Origin of the sequence: Pseudomonas crudilactis, assembly GCF_013433315.1 — a bacterium.
GTDB classification, from domain to species: domain Bacteria; phylum Pseudomonadota; class Gammaproteobacteria; order Pseudomonadales; family Pseudomonadaceae; genus Aquipseudomonas; species Aquipseudomonas crudilactis.
This window is the reverse complement of sequence record NZ_WXVV01000003.1, coordinates 33,130-50,698: the sequence shown is the minus strand read 5'-3', so window position 1 is coordinate 50,698 and position 17,569 is coordinate 33,130. Positions and strand designations below refer to the sequence as shown.

Genomic DNA, 17,569 nt, shown 5'->3' with positions numbered 1-17,569 from the left:
AATAGGGGCAAGACTTCACAGTGCGGTGAAATCGATTGCCTGATACACATCGGCGCCAATGCCGGCAAAACTCAGCAACGCCGGCAATTGCCCGGCAAAACCCTGGAAACTGTGGTCGCCGCCGGCCTGAATGCGCAAGGCACAGGCGCGGTAATACTGTTGGGCGAGGCGATAATCCAGTGTTTCATCGCCGGTCTGCAACCATACCTGATAGCGCTGGGCATCCTGAGGCGCCGGCACTTCCAGCTCGGCCAGAGCGGTGACGTGGTCGTGGGTCAATTCCCAGGTTTCATCGGTATACAGGTTTTTCTGCGTGCCCAGATAGCCGTCAAACATCCGGTGCGGGCTGACCGCCGGGTTGACCAGCAGGGCTTTCAGGCCATGGCGCTCGGCCAGGTGAGTCGCATAGTAGCCGCCGAGTGAGCTTCCCACCAGCAGCGGGCTGTCCAGCTCGGCGATTGCCTGCTCCAACTGACCGATGGCTTCACGCGGGTGATGGTGCAGGGCCGGAACACGCAGTTTGTCGCTCAAACCCAGCTGCTCCATCACCGTTACCAACTGACAGGCCTTTTTCGAGGCCGGGGCGCTGTTGAAACCGTGGATATAGAGGATCGAACCGGACATTTGAGCTCCCTGGGTGTCGGTTTGGGTTTGCGGAGTTTACAGGGAGAGAAGAGCGGATTGGGGGTGGTTTCGAGAAATTGGTCATTCAGCAGGGGCGGCCCTCACCCTGGCCCTCCCCCGGAGGGAGAGGGGACTGATTGGGGGATATTTCAGAAGTACGCCGACCTGAAAGTTCTTCACCGAATCCATAATCGACACACTCTTTCAGGTCGATGGATGACGCCAGACACCTCGGTCGGCCCCCTCTCCCTCCGGGAGAGGGCTGGGCGGGCGGCGTTCCGATGAGGGGCTCTTGATCGAAAATCAGTAACCTTCGGAACCGTAATCAACGGTAAAAGCAAAATCGGTGACGCGCTCCACGCCGGTTTCCAACCGCCCATCCGGCAACAACCGCAACCACCGATACCCAGGCGCCTGCTCCCCCACCTTGAAATCTTCACTACCCGGCTCAAACTGAATGCACGTCGAAGGCGAAGCCATCAACCGCACGCCATTGCGCTCACGATCAATCTCCTGATGCACATGCCCCCACAACACCGCACGAGCCTGTGGAAAACGATCCAGCACCTCGAAAAACGCTTCAGGATTGCGCAAGCCAATCGGTTCCATCCACGCGCAACCGATCGACACCGGGTGATGGTGGAAGCACACCAGATGATGACGCTCCGGCGCTTCGCTCAGCGAACGGGCCAGCAATTGCAGCTGATCGTCCTGCAAATACCCCGGCACCGAGCCCGGCACCGCCGAATCGAGCAACGTCACGCGCCAATTGCCGATATCGACCACCGACTCCAGCAACGCGCTTTGCACCGCCGCCTGGGCCATGATCATCGGTTCGTCGTGATTGCCAGGAATCCAGCGCGCCGGCGCATCGATCTGCGCGCTCATCTGGCGAAACTGTTGATAGGACTCCAGCGTGCCGTCCTGGGAAATATCCCCCGTGGCCAGAATCAGATCGATCTGCTGCGGCTGTTGCCCCAGCACTAACTCGATGACCTTTTGCAGGCTCTCGCGAGTGTTCATGCCCAGCAGCGTGCCCTCCGCCTCGGCGAACAGATGGCTGTCGGACAACTGCACCAGCAGCGCCGCATCGGCGGTGGTCAACGTGGATACGCTCGGCAAGGCGCTCTCCCAAGGCAAAAAGCACGGAATCGATCAAGTGCCGCAATTATGCTGGGGGATCAGTGAAAGAGGAAACCGGCGAACCGGACACAGTTCACAACTAACGAACGACTTCGTACTCATGCCCCAACGCCAGGCAATGACTCAGCCATTCCCCCAGGAACAGATTGAGCTGAGCCTTTTCATCCGGCTGATGCATCGCCGCATTCGGGTAAGGATAGATGCCGCGAAAGCGTCGTGCATGTTCGGCGCTGACCACTTCGGCCATGCGCGCGTCGTGATAGACCTGCACTTCCAGTTGCGGCACCGGCAGCCATGGCAGGCTGTGCTCCTGACGCACCTGCAAAGTGGTGGTGTACGGGCAGGTTTGCAGCACTTCAAGGGCCAGCACGCCGAGCATCTGCTCGCCTTGGGTCACGGCGATGCGCCGCGCCTCAGGCTCGTTACGCATGTCCGGCAGCAGTCGCATCAGGCGCGCGTAGTTGGCCTCGCAGGCGGCTTGCAGCCCCACGAGGTCGACTCGATAACGATCGCGCAGCTTGTTTACGACCATAACCCCCTCACTTCGGCGCGGTTCAGCGCCAGCCACTGCAAAGCGATGATGCTCGCCGCATTGGCAATGCGTCCGTCACGGACGGCCTGCAAGGCATCTTCAAAGGCCCAGACCGTGACGCGGATATCTTCTGCCTCTTCTTCCAGGCCGTGCAGGCCGCCAACGCCGTCAGTGCTGCAACGCCCCAGATATAAATGCACGAACTCGTTGCTGCCGCCCGGCGACGGGAAATACTTGGTCATCGGCCACAGGGCCTTGATGTCCAGCCCAGCTTCCTCCTGCGCCTCGCGGTGAGCAACTTCTTCCGGTTGTTCATCCTTATCGATCAGACCAGCGACCAGTTCGACCAGCCACGGGTTGTCGGTCTTGCCCATGGCACCGACGCGAAACTGCTCGATCAGTACAACTTCATCGCGCTGCGGATCGTAGGGCAGCACGCAAACGGCATCGTGACGCACAAAGACTTCACGGTTGATCTCGCGACTCATGCCACCGGCGAACAATTCATGGCGCAGATGCACACGGTCAAGCTTGTAAAAGCCTTCGTAGCATTTTTCGCGCCGCACGATATCGACGATGGTCGGAATGGCGTTGGCAAAATCAGTCATGAGCATCCTCTTTACTGCAGATCCATTACGAGTTGCCGCTTGTTACTGGCAACCTCGACTTCGCGCCATCCTAACGCGCCCGCACCGTTTGATGCAGCCCCTTTACCGTCAGCGGGATGGACGGTGGAGGCGAAACCCACTCTAATTAGCTTAGTGGCGAACTGACTGCTTCGTTGAGAGTCGAAGCGGTAACTTTTTGCCTTCCCCTGCTTTCGAAAGGACGCCCATGTCGCTTTTCAAAATTGCCTCCGTGGCCGCCATCGCCCTGACTCTGGGCGCGTGCGCCAGCCTGTTCCAGCCCAACTACCGTACGCCGCTGGAAACCACCCGCGATGCATCGGAACAACTGAAACCGGGCTGTTCCAACCCGGATTGCCCGCTGGTGAACATCGACACTCTGCGCTTCCCGGCCGAACCTGCGCTGGACGGCATCATCGAAAAACGCCTGCTGCAAATGACCCGCACCGAGAAAAACGCCCCGGTGGCGCCGACCCTGGCGGCCTATCGTGAGCAGTTCCTGGCCAGTGCCGGCCCACGCAACAGCAGCTACCTGCAAGCGAAAGTACGCGAGCAGCATGACGGCTTGGTGATCATTGAAGTGTCGAGCTACCTCGACACTGGCGGCGCCCATGGCACTCCGGGTCGCGGTTTCATCAACTATTCGCGCCAGCAGCACAAAGTGCTGAACCTGTCCGACATGCTGATGCCGGGTCAGGAAGAGGCGTTCTGGAAAGCGGCGCAGGTCGCGCACAACAGCTGGTTGATCAGCACCAAGCTCGATCAGGAAGCGGACTTTGTGAAGAGCTGGCCGTTCGTGAAAACCCCGAACGTGGCGCTGACCTATGGCGGCGTGATCCTCAAGTACGACGTGAGCACCATTGCGCCTTACGCGCTGGGCCACGTCGAACTGAAGATTCCTTACCCGCGTCTGAACGGCATTCTCAAGCCCGAGCTGTTTCCCGGCCGTAACTGAAAGCCCGACCGAGCACTAGCTGCAACAGCCCTGCCAGCACCAGCGCCGGCAGGGTTGCGCCGACATCCGGATACAGATTTGCCAGCAAGTGGTAGGTGCTCACGCCACCCAGCCACGCCAACAACGCCGGCCAGCGCAATGCGGCCGACGCGACCTGAGCACTGCGCTTGCGCAGGATGAAGTGATCGACCAGCACCACACCAAACAGCGGTGCAAACACCGAGCCGATCAACAGCAGAAAATTCTGGTACTGCGCCAATGGCGCCAGCAGTGCGATCAGCGTGCAGATCACGCCGATGGCCAAGGCCAGATGCTCGACCTTCAGACGCAACAGAATCCCGCTGGACACCGCCGCCGAGTGAATATCGGCGAAGGCGTTTTCCGACTCATCCAGCAGAATCAGCAACAGTGGAATACCCAGACCGGCGCCGGCCAGTGCGAGCAACAGCGCATTGACTTCACCGCTCGGCGCGAAGGCCAGTGTGTAGGCGACGCCGAGGCTCATCAGCCAGAAGTTGCCGATGAAGAAACCGACCGCAGTACCGCCGAAAACATTCTTCGCCCGCTTGCCGAAACGCGAGTAGTCGGCGATCAGCGGCAGCCACGACAGCGGCATCGCAATCGCAATGTCGAAGCCCACGGCAAACGGCATCGAACCGTCACCGGCGCGCGACCAAAGATCGGCCAGATCGGCTTTGGCAAACAGGTTCCAGGTCAGCCAGAGGCACGCCGCCAGCAACAGCCAGATGCCCCACTTGCGCAGGATCTGCCGGACGAAAGTCAGCGGTCCGCTAACGGCGAGCAACGTCGCCAACGCACCGAAAAACAGCGTCCACAACATCGGGTTCGACCACAGCGAAGCTTCACTGAACGCACGGGTGCCGAGCAGGCTGGCGGCATCGCGCATGACGATGATTTCGAACGAACCCCAACCGATCAGTTGCAGCAGATTAAGCAGCGCCGGCAGGCTCGCGCCTTTGCTGCCGAGGCTGAGTTTCAGCGCGGCCATCGACGACAGGCCGGTGTCACTGCCGATCACGCCGACAGCGGCCAGCAGCAGCACGCCCACCAGCGTGCCGAGGAAAATCGCCAGCAGCGAACCGGACAGGCCCAGGCCAGGCGCGAGCAATGCACCGGTCTGCAGGACCATCAGGCCGATGCCGAGGGAGAACCACAGGGAAAACAGATCACGACCGCCGAATACACGCTTGTCGGCGGGCACGGCGAGATCGGGAGAATAGGTGCTGGGTTGAATGCTCAAGGGTGTTATCTCGGAGGAGTATTTTTTTCATTGAAATCTCAGGTGTCTGTTCTGACGCCTTCGCGAGCAAGCTCGCTCCCACAGTTGAAATGCATTCCAATGTGGGAGCGAGCTTGCTCGCGAAGGGTCCATCACAGGCACCATCAATGTCAGGTCAGATCAAACCTTTTTGTACAGCTGACTGCCTTCCTTCTTGAACCGCTCGGCCTGTTCCGCCAGGCCTTTGGCGACGTCCACGTCGACCGCGTCGATCCGCTGGTTGGCCGCGTATTCGCGGACTTCCTGAGTGATCTTCATCGAGCAGAATTTCGGCCCGCACATCGAACAGAAGTGCGCGACCTTCGCCGAGTCCTTCGGCAAGGTTTCATCGTGGTACGAACGGGCGGTGTCCGGATCCAGACCGAGGTTGAACTGGTCTTCCCAACGGAATTCGAAACGCGCCTTGCTCAAGGCGTTGTCGCGAATCTGTGCGCCCGGATGCCCTTTGGCCAAGTCCGCAGCGTGGGCGGCGATCTTGTAAGTGATGATCCCGGTCTTCACGTCATCCTTGTTCGGCAGACCCAAGTGTTCCTTCGGCGTCACGTAGCAAAGCATCGCGCAACCGAACCAGCCGATCATCGCCGCACCGATACCCGAGGTGATGTGGTCATAGCCCGGCGCGATGTCGGTGGTCAGTGGGCCGAGGGTGTAGAACGGCGCCTCGTCGCAGCACTCCAGCTGCTTGTCCATGTTTTCTTTGATCAACTGCATCGGCACGTGGCCCGGACCTTCGATCATGGTTTGCACATCGTGCTTCCAGGCGATCTTGGTCAGTTCGCCGAGGGTTTCCAGTTCGCCGAACTGAGCAGCATCGTTGGCGTCGGCAATCGAACCCGGACGCAAGCCATCGCCCAGCGAGAAACTGACGTCATAGGCTTTCATGATTTCGCAGATTTCTTCGAAATGCGTGTAGGCGAAGTTTTCCTTGTGATGCGCCAGGCACCACTTGGCCATGATCGAACCGCCACGGGACACGATACCGGTCACGCGTTTGGCGGTCAGCGGCACGTAGCGCAGCAACACGCCGGCGTGAATGGTGAAGTAGTCGACGCCCTGCTCGGCCTGCTCGATCAGCGTGTCGCGGAACAGCTCCCAGGTCAGGTCTTCGGCCGCGCCGCCGACTTTTTCCAGCGCCTGATAGATCGGCACTGTGCCGATCGGCACCGGCGAGTTACGGATGATCCACTCGCGGGTTTCGTGAATGTGCTTGCCGGTGGACAAGTCCATGATGTTGTCCGCGCCCCAGCGAATACCCCAGGTCAGCTTCGCCACTTCTTCTTCGATGGACGAACCCAACGCGCTGTTGCCGATATTGCCGTTGATCTTCACCAGGAAGTTCCGGCCGATGATCATCGGTTCCAGTTCGGCGTGGTTGATGTTGGCCGGAATGATTGCGCGGCCACGGGCTATCTCTTCACGGACGAATTCAGGGGTGATGATTTTCGGCACGCTGGCGCCGAAGCTGTGGCCCGGGTGTTGCTGATCGAGCAGGCCGGCGGCGCGGGCCACTTCAAGCTTCATGTTTTCGCGGATGGCGACGAATTCCATCTCGGGCGTGATGATGCCCTGACGCGCGTAGTGCATTTGCGTGACGTTGGCGCCGGCCTTGGCGCGGCGCGGGTTGTTGACGTGGGCAAAGCGCAGTTTGGTCAGCTCCGGATCGGCGAGGCGTTCGCGGCCGAAGTTGGAACTCAGGCCAGCCAGACGCTCGGTGTCGCCACGGTCGTCGATCCACGCCGAACGCACATCGGCCAGGCCTTTGCGTACGTCGATGACCACGTTCGGATCGGTGTACGGACCCGAGGTGTCGTAGACGGTCACCGGCGCGTTGATTTCGCCGCCGAAATCGGTCGGCGTCACATCGAGGGTGATTTCGCGCATCGGCACGAGGATGTCCGGGCGTGAGCCCTGAACGTAGACTTTTTGCGAACGGGTGAACGGCTTGACCGATTGCTCGTCGACCTTGGCCGAGTCACTCAGGTTGATCGCGTTTTTTGATTTTGTAGTCATCACGGGCTCTCCAGACAGCATCCAGGCAGTGGATTGTCGGAGCAGAACCTGAAAGGCACGGACGCACCAGGACCGGTGCTGTGCATCGTCGTCGAGCGTTCGATTGTCGAACAATTTCCCGGACGAAGCACAAGAGGACTCGCCGGGTGACGAGAAATCTTGTTCCCTACGCAGGCGCTAACCTGATCAGGTTCAACGGGATCCGAAATTATTCGATCTCAGCCTCATAGCAAGGCACCCCGACAAGAACCCGGCCAGTCTAGACACAACTGGCAAAGAACGCCAACACCGTGGCAATCGCCATGATGAATGGCGAAAATACAGGAGCTTGGCCGATTGTTGTGATGCGCTTGCGCAACTACACTCGCTGTGCCCTGCCAAGTCTTGACGCTGCGGGGCCTGCGCCTTACCTTTGGCGTCCGGATTACTTCCATAATATTAATGCTAGGGATCGCCTCATGCTGCGCAAACTCTCACTGGCTCTGGCCGTGTCTTGTGCGTCCAACGCAATGGCCTGGGCAGCAGAAGCGCCCTTGTCGACCAAAACCGATCTGGTCAGCGTCTATCAGGAAGCGGTCGACAACAACGCCGATCTGGCCGCCGCCCGCGCCCAGTACGGTGCGCAGAAAGAAGTGGTGCCGCAGGCCCGCGCCGGGTTGCTGCCGAACCTGTCCGGCGGCGCCGAAACCGCCAACGTGCGTACCTCGATCGATCAGCCTTCGGCCATTGCCAATCGCAGCGCTCACTCGTATCAGGCGACCCTCGCCCAACCGTTGTTCCGCGCCGATCGCTGGTTCCAGTACCAGGCGGCCAAGGACGTCAACGAACAGGCTGCGCTGCAACTGTCGGCGACCGAGCAAAACCTGATCCTGCAATCGGCCGAAAGCTATTTCAACGTGCTGCGCAGTCAGGACAACCTGGCCTCGACCAAGGCTGAAGAAGCCGCGTTCAAGCGCCAGCTCGATCAGTCCAACGAGCGTTTCGACGTGGGCCTCTCGGACAAGACCGATGTGCTGCAATCGCAAGCCAGTTATGACACCGCGCGGGCCAACCGGATTGTCGCCCAGCGTCAGGTTGATGATGCATTTGAAGCGCTGATCACCCTGACCAACCGCCAGTACAACTCGATTCAGGGCATCGTCCATACGCTGCCGATCCTGCCGCCAGCGCCGAACGATGCGAAATCCTGGGTCGACACGGCGGCGCGGCAGAACCTCAATCTGCTCGCCAGCAACTACGCGGTCAGCTCTGCCGAGCAAACGCTCAAGCAACGCAAGGCCGGCCACTTGCCGACCCTCGACGCGGTAGCGAAATACGAGAAAGGCGACAACGACGCCCTCGGTTTCGCCAACCCGAACTCGTTCGGTGCGCCCTACGGTGGCAACGTCGAACAAAGCACAGTCGGTCTGCAACTGAACATTCCGATCTACAGTGGCGGGCTGACCAGTTCGCAAGTGCGTCAGTCGTATGCGCAACTGGATCAAAGTGAACAACAGCGCGAATCCCTGCGTCGGCAAATCGTCGAAAACACTCGCAACCTGCATCGCGCGGTGAACACCGACGTCGAGCAGGTGCAGGCGCGTCGTCAGTCGATCATTTCCAACCAGAGTGCGGTGGAAGCCACGGAAATCGGTTATCAGGTCGGTACGCGCAACATCGTTGACGTGCTCGATGCGCAGCGTCAGCTGTACACCTCGGTGCGCAACTACAACAACACGCGCTACGACTACATCCTCGACAACCTGCGTCTGAAGCAGGCGGCGGGGACGTTGAATCCGGGGGATCTGGAGGATCTGCGGCGGTATCTGAAAGCCGACTACAACCCGGACAAGGACTTCCTGCCGCCGGATCTGGCCAAGGCTGCCGAGGCGCAGCTCAAGGCTCGGCCTTAAGCCTTAAAAACAAAAGATCGCAGCGTTCCGCAGCTCCTACATTGGAATACGTTTCCCTGTAGGAGCTGCGGCACGCTGCGATCTTTTTGCTTTACTTGATCAGTCTGCCCAAACCATCCAGCAAGCGCTGCAACGCACCCTGATTGCGCCGCATCACCGCCAGCCCAGCGTCGGCCATGCGCTGCGCATCACGCGGCAATTCGAACAAGCGCTGAACTTCCACGGCCAGCCCTTCGGCATCATCCACCTCCGCCAACGCCCCGGCTCCACGCAATTGCGCGGCGATGTCGTGGAAGTTGAACAGGTGCGGGCCGCTGATCACCGGTTTGGCCAAGGCTGCCGGCTCCAGCAGATTGTGCCCGCCGTTCGCCACCAGGCTGCCGCCAACGAACGCGCTGTCCGCCAGTGAGTAGAGAAACAACAACTCGCCCATGGTGTCGCCGAGCAGCACGCTAGTCTGCGCATCGACATTGGCGGCGGTCGAACGCCTCACCGTGGCAAAGCCTTCGCGCTGGCACAGTTCGAACACTGAATTGAAGCGTTCCGGGTGACGTGGCACCAGAATCAGCAACGCATCCGGGTGACTGGCCAACAGGCGACGATGGGCATTGAGCACCACTTCGTCCTCGCCTTCGTGAGTGCTCGCGGCGATCCACACCGGACGCTCCAGCGCCTGCCATTGGCCGCGCAGTTCGGCTGCGCGCTGCAGCAACTGCGGGTCGATGGTCAGGTCGAATTTGATCGAACCCGTGACCTCGACCGTTTCCGGGCGCGCACCCAGATCGCGGAAACGCTGGGCTTCGGCTTCGGTCTGGATTGCGAAGAAACTCATCTCGGCGAGCATCGGCGCGGTCAGCTTGCTGAAGCGGCCATAGCCGCGTGCCGAGCGCTCGGACAAGCGCCCATTGGCCAGCGCCACCGGGATTCCACGCTTGGCACACTGATGAATGTGGTTAGGCCACAGTTCGGTCTCCATGATCACCGCAAGCTTTGGCTGTACGCGATCAAGAAACCGCGCCGCCGCACACGGCAAGTCATACGGCAGATAGCAATGCTGGATGCGCGGCTCATTGGCGAACAGCGCCTGAATCCGTTCCGAACCGGTCGGCGTCATGCAGGTGACGGTGATCGGCAGCTGTGGATAACGCTGCAGCAAGGCGCGAATCATCGGCGCGGCGGCAATGCTTTCGCCCACCGACACTGCGTGCACCCAGATGCCGCCGGGTTGCAGCGTCGGCATGCTGTAGGAGAAACGTTCGCCAATCCGTTTGGCATACGCCGGCGCCTTGCGCGCACGCAGCCATAGCCGAATCGCCACCAATGGCAGCCCCAGGTAAAACAGCGCGGTGTAGAGAGTTCTATTCATGGCGGCGGAGTTTATCGACTTTTGTCGCCGATCGCCCGCAAGTGCACGGCAAAACGTTCCGCCAGCCAGCGCGCGGCCGGGCCGAGCGGTTCGTCGCGGCGCCAGACCAGTTCGACCACCAGCGCCGGTGGCGTCCATTCGCTGTCCAGTTCAACCATCAAACCTTGATACGCCGAGTACTGCACCACATGACGCGGCAACCAGGCCCAGCCGAGATCGCGCACCAGCCATTCGGACATCACGTAGAAACTGTCCGCGCGCCACACCTGCGGGCTGGCCGGTTCGTTGCCGGGATAGACACTGGTTTGCGTCGACATCAGCAACTGCCGGTGCTGCGCCAGTTGCTGGCAGGTCACGTAAGACTGCTTCGCCAACGGATGATTTATCCCGCAGACCGTGACCATTTCCACGCTGCCGAGCACGCGGCGCTCCAGCGCTTCGGGGATTTCATCGTGATAAAACAGCAGGCCAAGGTCGGCGCGGCGCTCGACCAGTTTGCGCGCAACCTCACCTTGAGCGGCGCTGGTCAGTTGCACTTCAAGGCTGGGAAACTGCTCGGCCAGTTCACCAAAACTCTCCACCAGTGCCTGATACGGCATCGCCTCATCCTGGGCTACGCGCAATTGGGCTTCCTGACCGCGCATCATCGCCATCGCCCGGCCATTCAGACGCTCGCATTGGCGCAGGACTTCACGTGCCTCTTCCAACAGCGCTTCGCCCGCCTCGGTGAGCGTTGGCTGACGGCCGCTGCTACGCTCGAACAGGCTGACGCCCAAATCATCTTCGAGCATGGCAATCGCGGTACTGATCGCCGACTGCGCTTTGCGCTGCTGGCGTGCCACGGCGGAAAACGAGCGGTGTTCGGCCACATCGACAAACACCCGAAGTTGATCGAGATTCCATTGCATGTTGATTCACCAGCCTATCTCTGTAGCAGATAGGTAATGACTTTACCCCATCTGGCGAATCACTAGAATGCCGCCTCAGCAAGCAACGTTTCACATTGAGGATTTGAATCATGAACGCCTACGCCTACCTGGCCATTGCCATCTGCGCCGAAGTGATCGCCACCGTATCGATGAAGGCCGTCAAGGGCATCAGCACACCCCTGCCGCTAGTGCTGGTCATCGTCGGCTACGCGATTGCGTTCTGGATGCTGACGCTGGTGGTGCGTACCGTACCGGTCGGCGTTGCCTATGCGGTCTGGGCGGGAATGGGCATTGTGATGGTCAGCGTCGCGGCGCTGTTTATCTACGGTCAGAAACTGGATATTCCGGCGATGCTGGGGATGGCGTTGATCGTGCTGGGCGTGGTGGTGATTCAACTGTTCTCGAAAACCGCCGGCCACTAAAATCCAACCACAATCACTGTGGGAGCGAGCTTGCTCGCGAAGAGGTCGTGTCAGTCGACATCAGTGTTGTCTGACACACCGCTTTCGCGAGCAAGCTCGCTCCCACATTCGGTTTCGTATTTGGCCCTGTTGATCATCGACAAATCCGCCCCTTTCCCGAGTCTGTATACTGCGCCCTCGTCTTGAACACTGAGGTCGCTGCATGCCATCCGTTATTTCCACCGACGTTCTGATTGTCGGCGCTGGTGTCGCCGGCCTCTGGCTGAATGCGCGTCTGCGCCGTCAGGGGTTTTCGACCGTGCTGGTGGAAAGCGCCAGCCTCGGCGGCGGGCAGACGGTGAAGTCCCAAGGCATCATCCACGGCGGCGCCAAATACGCGCTGCACGGTGCCCTGACCGGCGCTTCGGAAGCCATCGCCGACATGCCGCGCCGCTGGCGTGAAGCGCTGGCCGGCAGTGGCGAGCTGGATCTGTCCGGCGTGCGCCTGCTGTCCGAAGCGCATTACCTGTGGTCACCGGGCACCCTCGCCGGCAATCTCACCAGTTTCTTCGCCAGTAAAGCCGTGCGTGGCCGGGTCGATCAGGTCAAGGGCGAGCAACTGCCGCCGGCCCTGCAAGACAAGCGCTTCAAGGGCAAGGTCTACCGCCTCGCCGAACTGGTCGTTGATGTGCCGAGCCTGGTCCAGCGTCTCGCCGATCTGGCCGGCGATGGCCTGCTCGCCGGGCAAGCCATCGAGCCACTGCTGGAAGCGGGCGTGCTGGTCGGTTTGAAAGTCGACGGCCGCGAGATCCGCGCGCAGCGCATTGTCCTCAGTGCGGGTGCTGGTACGGCTCAATTGCTTGAAGACCTCGGCTTGAGCCAGCCGGCCATGCAACGCCGCCCGCTGCATATGATCATTGCCAAAGGCCCGGGCCTGAAACCGCTGTACGCGCACTGCCTGGGTGGCGGCACCAAACCGCGCATCACCGTGACCACGCATCCGGCCGCTGACGGTCAGTGGGTCTGGTACATGGGCGGCGACATCGCCGAAAGCGAAGGCGTGCACCGCGAGCCGGCCGAGCAGATCGCCACCGCGCAGAAAGAAATCGCCCAGTTGTTGCCGTGGATCGACCTCAGCACCGCGCAATGGGCGACCCTGCGGGTTGACCGTGCCGAGCCGCTGCAAACCGGGCTGACGCGCCCGGACAACGCCTTCCTTGCCGAACAGGGCCGCTTGCTGGTCGGCTGGCCGACCAAACTGGCGCTGGCGCCGGACTTCGCTGATCGCGTGATCGCGTCTCTTGAGCGCGACGGCATCCAGCCGCAAACCACCGAATCGCTGCCGGCCCTGCCGAAACCACCGATGGGCGTTCCCGCCTGGGAGCAATTGCTGCCATGAGCCTTGCGACTCTGCACGACTTCCACCGCCCACTGGGCAGCACCGGCCTGACGGTTTCGCCACTGGGCCTGGGCACTGTCAAACTTGGCCGCGATCAAGGGGTGAAATACCCCAACGGTTTCCAGATTCCCGGTGATGACGAAGCGCGGATGCTGCTGCGTCAGGCGCGGGAATTGGGCATCAACCTGATCGACACCGCCCCGGCCTACGGTTGCAGCGAAGAACGCCTCGGCCCGCTGCTACGCGGCCAGCGTCAAGACTGGGTAATCGTCAGCAAAGTCGGCGAAGAGTTTACCGATGGCCTTTCGCGCCACGACTTCAGCGCGGCGCACACGCGGATGTCGGTGGAACGCAGCCTGCAACGTCTTGAAACCGATTTTATCGACCTGGTGCTGGTGCATTCCGACGGCAACGACATGGCGATCCTCGAGCACCAGGAGGTTTACGCGACACTCGCCGCACTCAAGGCCGAAGGCAAGATTCGCGGCTTCGGCTTCTCCGGCAAAACCGTCGAAGGTGGCCTCAAAGCACTGGAGCAAGGCGACTGCGCGATGGTCACCTACAATCTGAACGAACAAAGCGAGAAGGCGGTCATTGACTATGCTGCTGCCCACGGCAAAGCCATTCTGGTAAAAAAAGCCTTGGCCAGCGGTCATGTTTGCCTGAGTCCGGGCGTGGATCCGGTGCGCGCCAGCTTCGAACTGCTATTCGCGCAACCTGGAGTGGCCAGTGCTATTGTCGGGACGATCAATCCGCTGCACCTCGCCCACAACGTAGCGACCGTTGCCCAAGTCCTTCGTGGTCACTGACGCCGCTTCGCGGCCTTAAGCAGGAGCCGATATGCCGCGCACGCTCATCCGAAAGAACCCGAGCAACTTCAAGACCCTGCCGCTGTTTGTCGAAGCAACCCCCGAAGGCCTGACCTATCAGAGCGTCGGCATGCCGCTGAACTTCACGCAGACCTTGCAGCGGCGCAAACCGGTGAGCGTGGCCGATGCCGAGCGCTTCTCGCTGGAACTGGCCAACCTCGGCGTTTCGGTACGCCTGACCCTGCATTGGCAGAATCGCGACTATTGGGTGCTGGTGCGCCAGCGCCGACAGGATCGCGGCGACGTGGTGCTCAAGTTGATTTCCGGCTACGTGCCGGCGCATGAACTGAATATTCCGCTGCACACGGCCATTCAGGAAATTGCCGAAGAGTGTTTGCTGGAAACACCGGAAGGCTGGCTCGGCGGACGCTTCAACGACACCTGGCTGCCGGCACCCTACTCGGCGGCGCTGCATTATCGCGAGGCCCTGCCTTTTCGCCTGACCCCGTTGTCGGGCTCGGCGCGACCGATCCGTTGCGCCAATCTGCAATTGCTCGAACGCCCGCGGGCCTACGTGCATCTGCCGACCGCATCACTGCAATTGATCTACGATTTGCGCCTGGATGTGCCCAAGGAAGCCAAGTCGCTGAGCCTGTTCCACGTCGACGAGCGTCTGGAGGGTGATCAACTGGTGGCCCGACTCGACCGCAAGCGCCCCGACCTGTACTTGATGCCACTCAAGGACGGCGCGCCACTGGCCGAGTTGTACACCCTCAAGCGCGACAAACTCGTTCCTGCCAGTACTCGTGGTCTTTATCTGGCCGAGAGTTTTGCCACACAAACTGGCTGGGTCGTGCGCGAGGAGCGGATTCGCTGGAAGGACTGGCTGGTGCAACAGGGCCTGCAACCGGCGAAAGCCCCGCGTCAGGGGCTCAAGCAGTTGAGTATCAAGGCGCTGCGATTGGTCGGGCTAGGCAAAAAAACCGCCAAATAGCGGTTTAACGGCGGCGATCCCACCACGTGCGCATCACGGCGAAGAAATGGAAGTAGCGATTTTCGCGCTTGCCCATGCCACGCTTGGGCGAGAACGACTCTTCGGCAAAGGCACCGGTAATGCGCACCCGCGATGCCTGAGTCGGCAGCGTGCAGATTTTCGCATCGACCTGCTGCAGCGCATATTTGAGCAAGCGCTCGGAATGCAGCTTTCGGCCCGTTGCCTTGCAGAAATCGAAAATGCGCTCGACCCGTTTGCCGTACGCGACATAGGTATCGCGCCCGCACACCGCAAAGCGGTCGTTCAAGCCACCCCACCACTGCCAGTCCGGAATATAAGCATTGTGCTTGCGAGCCTCAGGGTGAGCGAAGACATAGGCAGGCAATGCGCTGTGAAAGAAATTGTCCGGGCGCACGAACACGACGAAATCCGGATTGAACGGCTCGATCATGCTGGTCACGGTGTGCAATGAGTTGAGCTGAAGGATCAGATTGCGCAATGACGCAAAGTCATCGGCCCAGGTATCGCCCTGTGCTTTGACCTGCTCGAAATCCCAGCGCTCCAGCACGCCCTCGGTCGAGGTGAGTGCGCCGATCATCGATTCGAATGGCTGATAGTTGTCCGCCTTCAGTTCACCTTTCTCGCCGGATCGCGTGTTCTGCACCTCATCGATCTTGTACAGATGATAGAAGCACTTAACTTCGCTGCCCGCAGGCAACTGCGCCAGAACGTTCTGTTCGATAGAGGGGAAACAGATCGGCGAATTTCTCGGGATCCCGAAAAAAGCCACGGCGATTTTCAACACTCAACAGCACCTTTTGAAAGTAGTTAGGGCCTGCTGGCAACCGGACAGACGATGTCGCTTACTTCTGTCGAAACAGTTTTTGCCACCAGCGACGGGGTTGCAGCGGCACCACGACGATGTCCGACTTCTGCAGCCAGTCACGCTCATAGTCCCAGGCATGGCCGCCCCACAGCTTTCCTGCTTCGTTGGAAAAACCCAGGGTCATGAGCTGATAGGTATAACCGGCATGAGCGCGCAACCAGTCGAACAACACCAGCGTGTTGAAACCTGTGGAAGGCCCGACGTAGCGCTTGCCCCCCGGCCGGTTGACCGGGTAGTTCCACAGCGGCGGCAATGGAATGCGATCCCAATACATGGCCACACGTGGCAACGGACACATCGGTGCGGCGCAGCCTACCAGCATGCTGAAACAACGTTCGCTCGCCTGTTCGAACATCTGCTGTACTGGCTGCGCGTAAGGCAGACCAAAAAAATACGCGTCCGGCGCGTTGTAGCCATGCACAAAGACATTGACGCTCTGCTTGTTGAGCAGCGCCGCTTTGATACAGGTATTGAAGCTGACGACGACGTCATCGACGCCAATGTTCAACGCCTGAAAGTCCGCCAACGTGATGGCCGGGTTGTTGGCAATCAGCACGACCCGAGGCGCACGGCTCAGACAGTCGAGAAACTCTGGGGGTAAAGCCCCCAGTACGGACTGATCACCACCGGGCAGCGCATCCAGCGCCATGTGTTCGTCCTTCATTCAGACCGGCACCTTCATCCCGTAACGCAACTTCACCCAGAATCGCGTGAACGCCGAGGGCGGCTGCCATGGGCGCATCTCACGCTGGATTTCCGTGGCCAGTGCCTGACCGACACGGGCAAAGGAATAGCAGCTTTGCGCGAACTCCTGGCCGTTGCGGGCAATGCGCTCTGCCAGTTCCGGATCGCTTTGCAGCAGCTTGATCTTTTCCACCGCCTCGTCTGCGCTGCGATAGAACACGGTGTTGTGCATGTCTTCAAAGCCGAGCAAGCGGTCTTCTTCGCCCTGACTCCAGGCCAGCAGCACACAGCCGCAGGCCATGGCCTCGTAGTTCTTGATCATGAACTCGTTCATGCCGATGTCGGCGCTGACGAAAATCCGGATGCGATTGAGCGTCTGCAGATATTCCTCACCCGACTGGGTACGGGTCACCAGCATACCGGTACGCTTGGAGAGCGATTCGAGCATGGCTTTGCGGTCGGCATACTCGGTGCTTTTCAGACTGCCAAGAAAACCGATGGGAATATCCCGTTCAACGCCGGTGTTATGCAGCATCTGCTCGTCATAACCTTTGGAGACAAACACTGTGTCGATGCCTTCCGCGAGCATCTTGCGCGCTACCACGGCACCCGATACCAGTGCCCGACAGCTCGGCAGGCGGCTGTACAGACGCGAGTACACGCCACGGTATTTACTGGCAGGCATGTAGTTCTGGTAAGCATCGTGTTCAAGAAAGACCAGCCCGGGAATGCACTTGAGCACCTGCAATTGCGGGGCCAGGCGCTTGACCCGGGAGAAGATCACCACGCGATCGAAGGTTTGATAATCGACCGAGGCCAAAAACGGCCCCAGGTTCATCTGTTGCTGCTTGCTCAGCCGATAGATGAAACATTCATCACAGTTCTGCTGCACGATGTCGTAGAGCCGGTCGAGAATGACCCGCTGCTCGTCCATCACCAGGAGCATGACTTTCATAGGCTAATTGACCACGCGACGTAGGCAGGCAAGCGCATCGGATTCAAAGCTGCCTACATCAACG

17 protein-coding genes and 1 riboswitch are annotated in these 17,569 nt (G+C 60.2%); of the genes, 6 read left to right on the top strand and 11 right to left on the bottom strand.

All coding sequences use genetic code 11. From position 1 onward, the window contains the following. Window positions 1-15: 15 nt before the first annotated feature. From GTU76_RS04720 to GTU76_RS04705, 4 genes are all read right to left on the bottom strand, one after another. Complete coding sequence (locus GTU76_RS04720; RefSeq protein WP_175553001.1) at window positions 16-624, bottom strand: YqiA/YcfP family alpha/beta fold hydrolase; 609 nt, start codon at window positions 622-624, stop codon at window positions 16-18. A gap of 303 nt (window positions 625-927) precedes the next feature. Next, window positions 928-1,746, bottom strand: a complete 819-nt coding sequence (gene cpdA / locus GTU76_RS04715; RefSeq protein ID WP_016985686.1) for a 3',5'-cyclic-AMP phosphodiesterase — start codon at window positions 1,744-1,746, stop codon at window positions 928-930. 100 nt (window positions 1,747-1,846) lie between these two features. Further along, complete coding sequence (locus GTU76_RS04710; protein ID WP_016985685.1) at window positions 1,847-2,299, bottom strand: DUF1249 domain-containing protein; 453 nt, start codon at window positions 2,297-2,299, stop codon at window positions 1,847-1,849. Beyond that, on the bottom strand, window positions 2,290-2,907 hold the full coding sequence (locus tag GTU76_RS04705; RefSeq protein ID WP_016985684.1) for an NUDIX domain-containing protein: 618 nt from the start codon (window positions 2,905-2,907) through the stop codon (window positions 2,290-2,292). The genes GTU76_RS04710 and GTU76_RS04705 overlap by 10 nt, the downstream gene beginning before the upstream one ends. A 226-nt stretch (window positions 2,908-3,133) precedes the next feature. On the opposite strand from GTU76_RS04705, the gene GTU76_RS04700 reads away from it, so the two are divergent. Beyond that, window positions 3,134-3,880 carry an RsiV family protein gene (locus GTU76_RS04700; RefSeq protein ID WP_016985683.1) on the top strand — a complete coding sequence of 249 codons (747 nt, stop codon included), beginning with the start codon at window positions 3,134-3,136 and terminating at the stop codon, window positions 3,878-3,880. On the opposite strand, the gene cytX is transcribed toward GTU76_RS04700, so the two are convergent. Continuing rightward, window positions 3,849-5,141 (bottom strand): putative hydroxymethylpyrimidine transporter CytX, encoded by a 1,293-nt coding sequence (cytX, locus tag GTU76_RS04695; RefSeq protein ID WP_180698162.1) that lies wholly within the window; start codon window positions 5,139-5,141, stop codon window positions 3,849-3,851. The genes GTU76_RS04700 and cytX overlap by 32 nt on opposite strands. 159 nt (window positions 5,142-5,300) lie before the next feature. Next, window positions 5,301-7,190 (bottom strand): phosphomethylpyrimidine synthase ThiC, encoded by a 1,890-nt coding sequence (gene thiC / locus GTU76_RS04690; RefSeq protein WP_180698161.1) that lies wholly within the window; start codon window positions 7,188-7,190, stop codon window positions 5,301-5,303. 146 nt (window positions 7,191-7,336) lie between these two features. Further along, window positions 7,337-7,442: riboswitch (TPP riboswitch) on the bottom strand. Between the two features lie 206 nt (window positions 7,443-7,648). Between thiC and GTU76_RS04685 the strand changes: the two genes are divergently transcribed. Continuing rightward, a complete protein-coding gene (locus GTU76_RS04685; RefSeq protein WP_016985680.1) occupies window positions 7,649-9,082 on the top strand; it encodes a TolC family outer membrane protein in 1,434 nt (477 codons plus the stop codon). A 91-nt stretch (window positions 9,083-9,173) separates the two neighbouring features. On the opposite strand, the gene waaA is transcribed toward GTU76_RS04685, so the two are convergent. Together waaA and GTU76_RS04675 are read right to left on the bottom strand one after the other, a co-directional pair. Beyond that, complete coding sequence (waaA, locus tag GTU76_RS04680) at window positions 9,174-10,448, bottom strand: lipid IV(A) 3-deoxy-D-manno-octulosonic acid transferase (RefSeq protein ID WP_180698160.1); 1,275 nt, start codon at window positions 10,446-10,448, stop codon at window positions 9,174-9,176. A gap of 11 nt (window positions 10,449-10,459) precedes the next feature. Beyond that, a complete protein-coding gene (locus GTU76_RS04675; protein WP_016985678.1) occupies window positions 10,460-11,356 on the bottom strand; it encodes a LysR family transcriptional regulator in 897 nt (298 codons plus the stop codon). 110 nt (window positions 11,357-11,466) lie between these two features. Between GTU76_RS04675 and GTU76_RS04670 the strand changes: the two genes are divergently transcribed. The 4 genes from GTU76_RS04670 (at window position 11,467) to GTU76_RS04655 (ending at window position 14,980) form a co-directional block, all read left to right on the top strand. Then, a complete protein-coding gene (locus GTU76_RS04670; protein ID WP_007915730.1) occupies window positions 11,467-11,799 on the top strand; it encodes a DMT family transporter in 333 nt (110 codons plus the stop codon). Between the two features lie 202 nt (window positions 11,800-12,001). Then, the gene (locus GTU76_RS04665) at window positions 12,002-13,177 is read left to right on the top strand and encodes an NAD(P)/FAD-dependent oxidoreductase (protein ID WP_180698159.1); all 1,176 of its coding nucleotides are present in this window, start codon (window positions 12,002-12,004) and stop codon (window positions 13,175-13,177) included. Beyond that, window positions 13,174-13,986 carry an aldo/keto reductase gene (locus tag GTU76_RS04660; protein WP_175552995.1) on the top strand — a complete coding sequence of 271 codons (813 nt, stop codon included), beginning with the start codon at window positions 13,174-13,176 and terminating at the stop codon, window positions 13,984-13,986. Before GTU76_RS04665 ends, GTU76_RS04660 begins: the two co-directional genes overlap by 4 nt. 31 nt (window positions 13,987-14,017) lie before the next feature. Beyond that, window positions 14,018-14,980, top strand: coding sequence for a metal ABC transporter ATPase (locus GTU76_RS04655; protein ID WP_102899467.1), 963 nt, complete (start codon window positions 14,018-14,020; stop codon window positions 14,978-14,980). Between the two features lie 4 nt (window positions 14,981-14,984). Here the strand turns inward: GTU76_RS04655 and GTU76_RS04650 are convergent, their stop codons facing one another. From GTU76_RS04650 to GTU76_RS04640, 3 genes are read right to left on the bottom strand one after another with little or no spacing between them, the layout of a single operon-like run. Continuing rightward, window positions 14,985-15,785 (bottom strand): hypothetical protein, encoded by an 801-nt coding sequence (locus GTU76_RS04650; protein ID WP_180698158.1) that lies wholly within the window; start codon window positions 15,783-15,785, stop codon window positions 14,985-14,987. 58 nt (window positions 15,786-15,843) lie between these two features. Beyond that, window positions 15,844-16,530, bottom strand: coding sequence for a hypothetical protein (locus tag GTU76_RS04645; protein ID WP_180698157.1), 687 nt, complete (start codon window positions 16,528-16,530; stop codon window positions 15,844-15,846). Next, entirely contained in the window at window positions 16,531-17,505 is a 975-nt protein-coding gene (locus GTU76_RS04640) for a glycosyltransferase family protein (protein ID WP_180698156.1), read from the bottom strand. Between the last annotated feature and the right edge of the window lie 64 nt (window positions 17,506-17,569).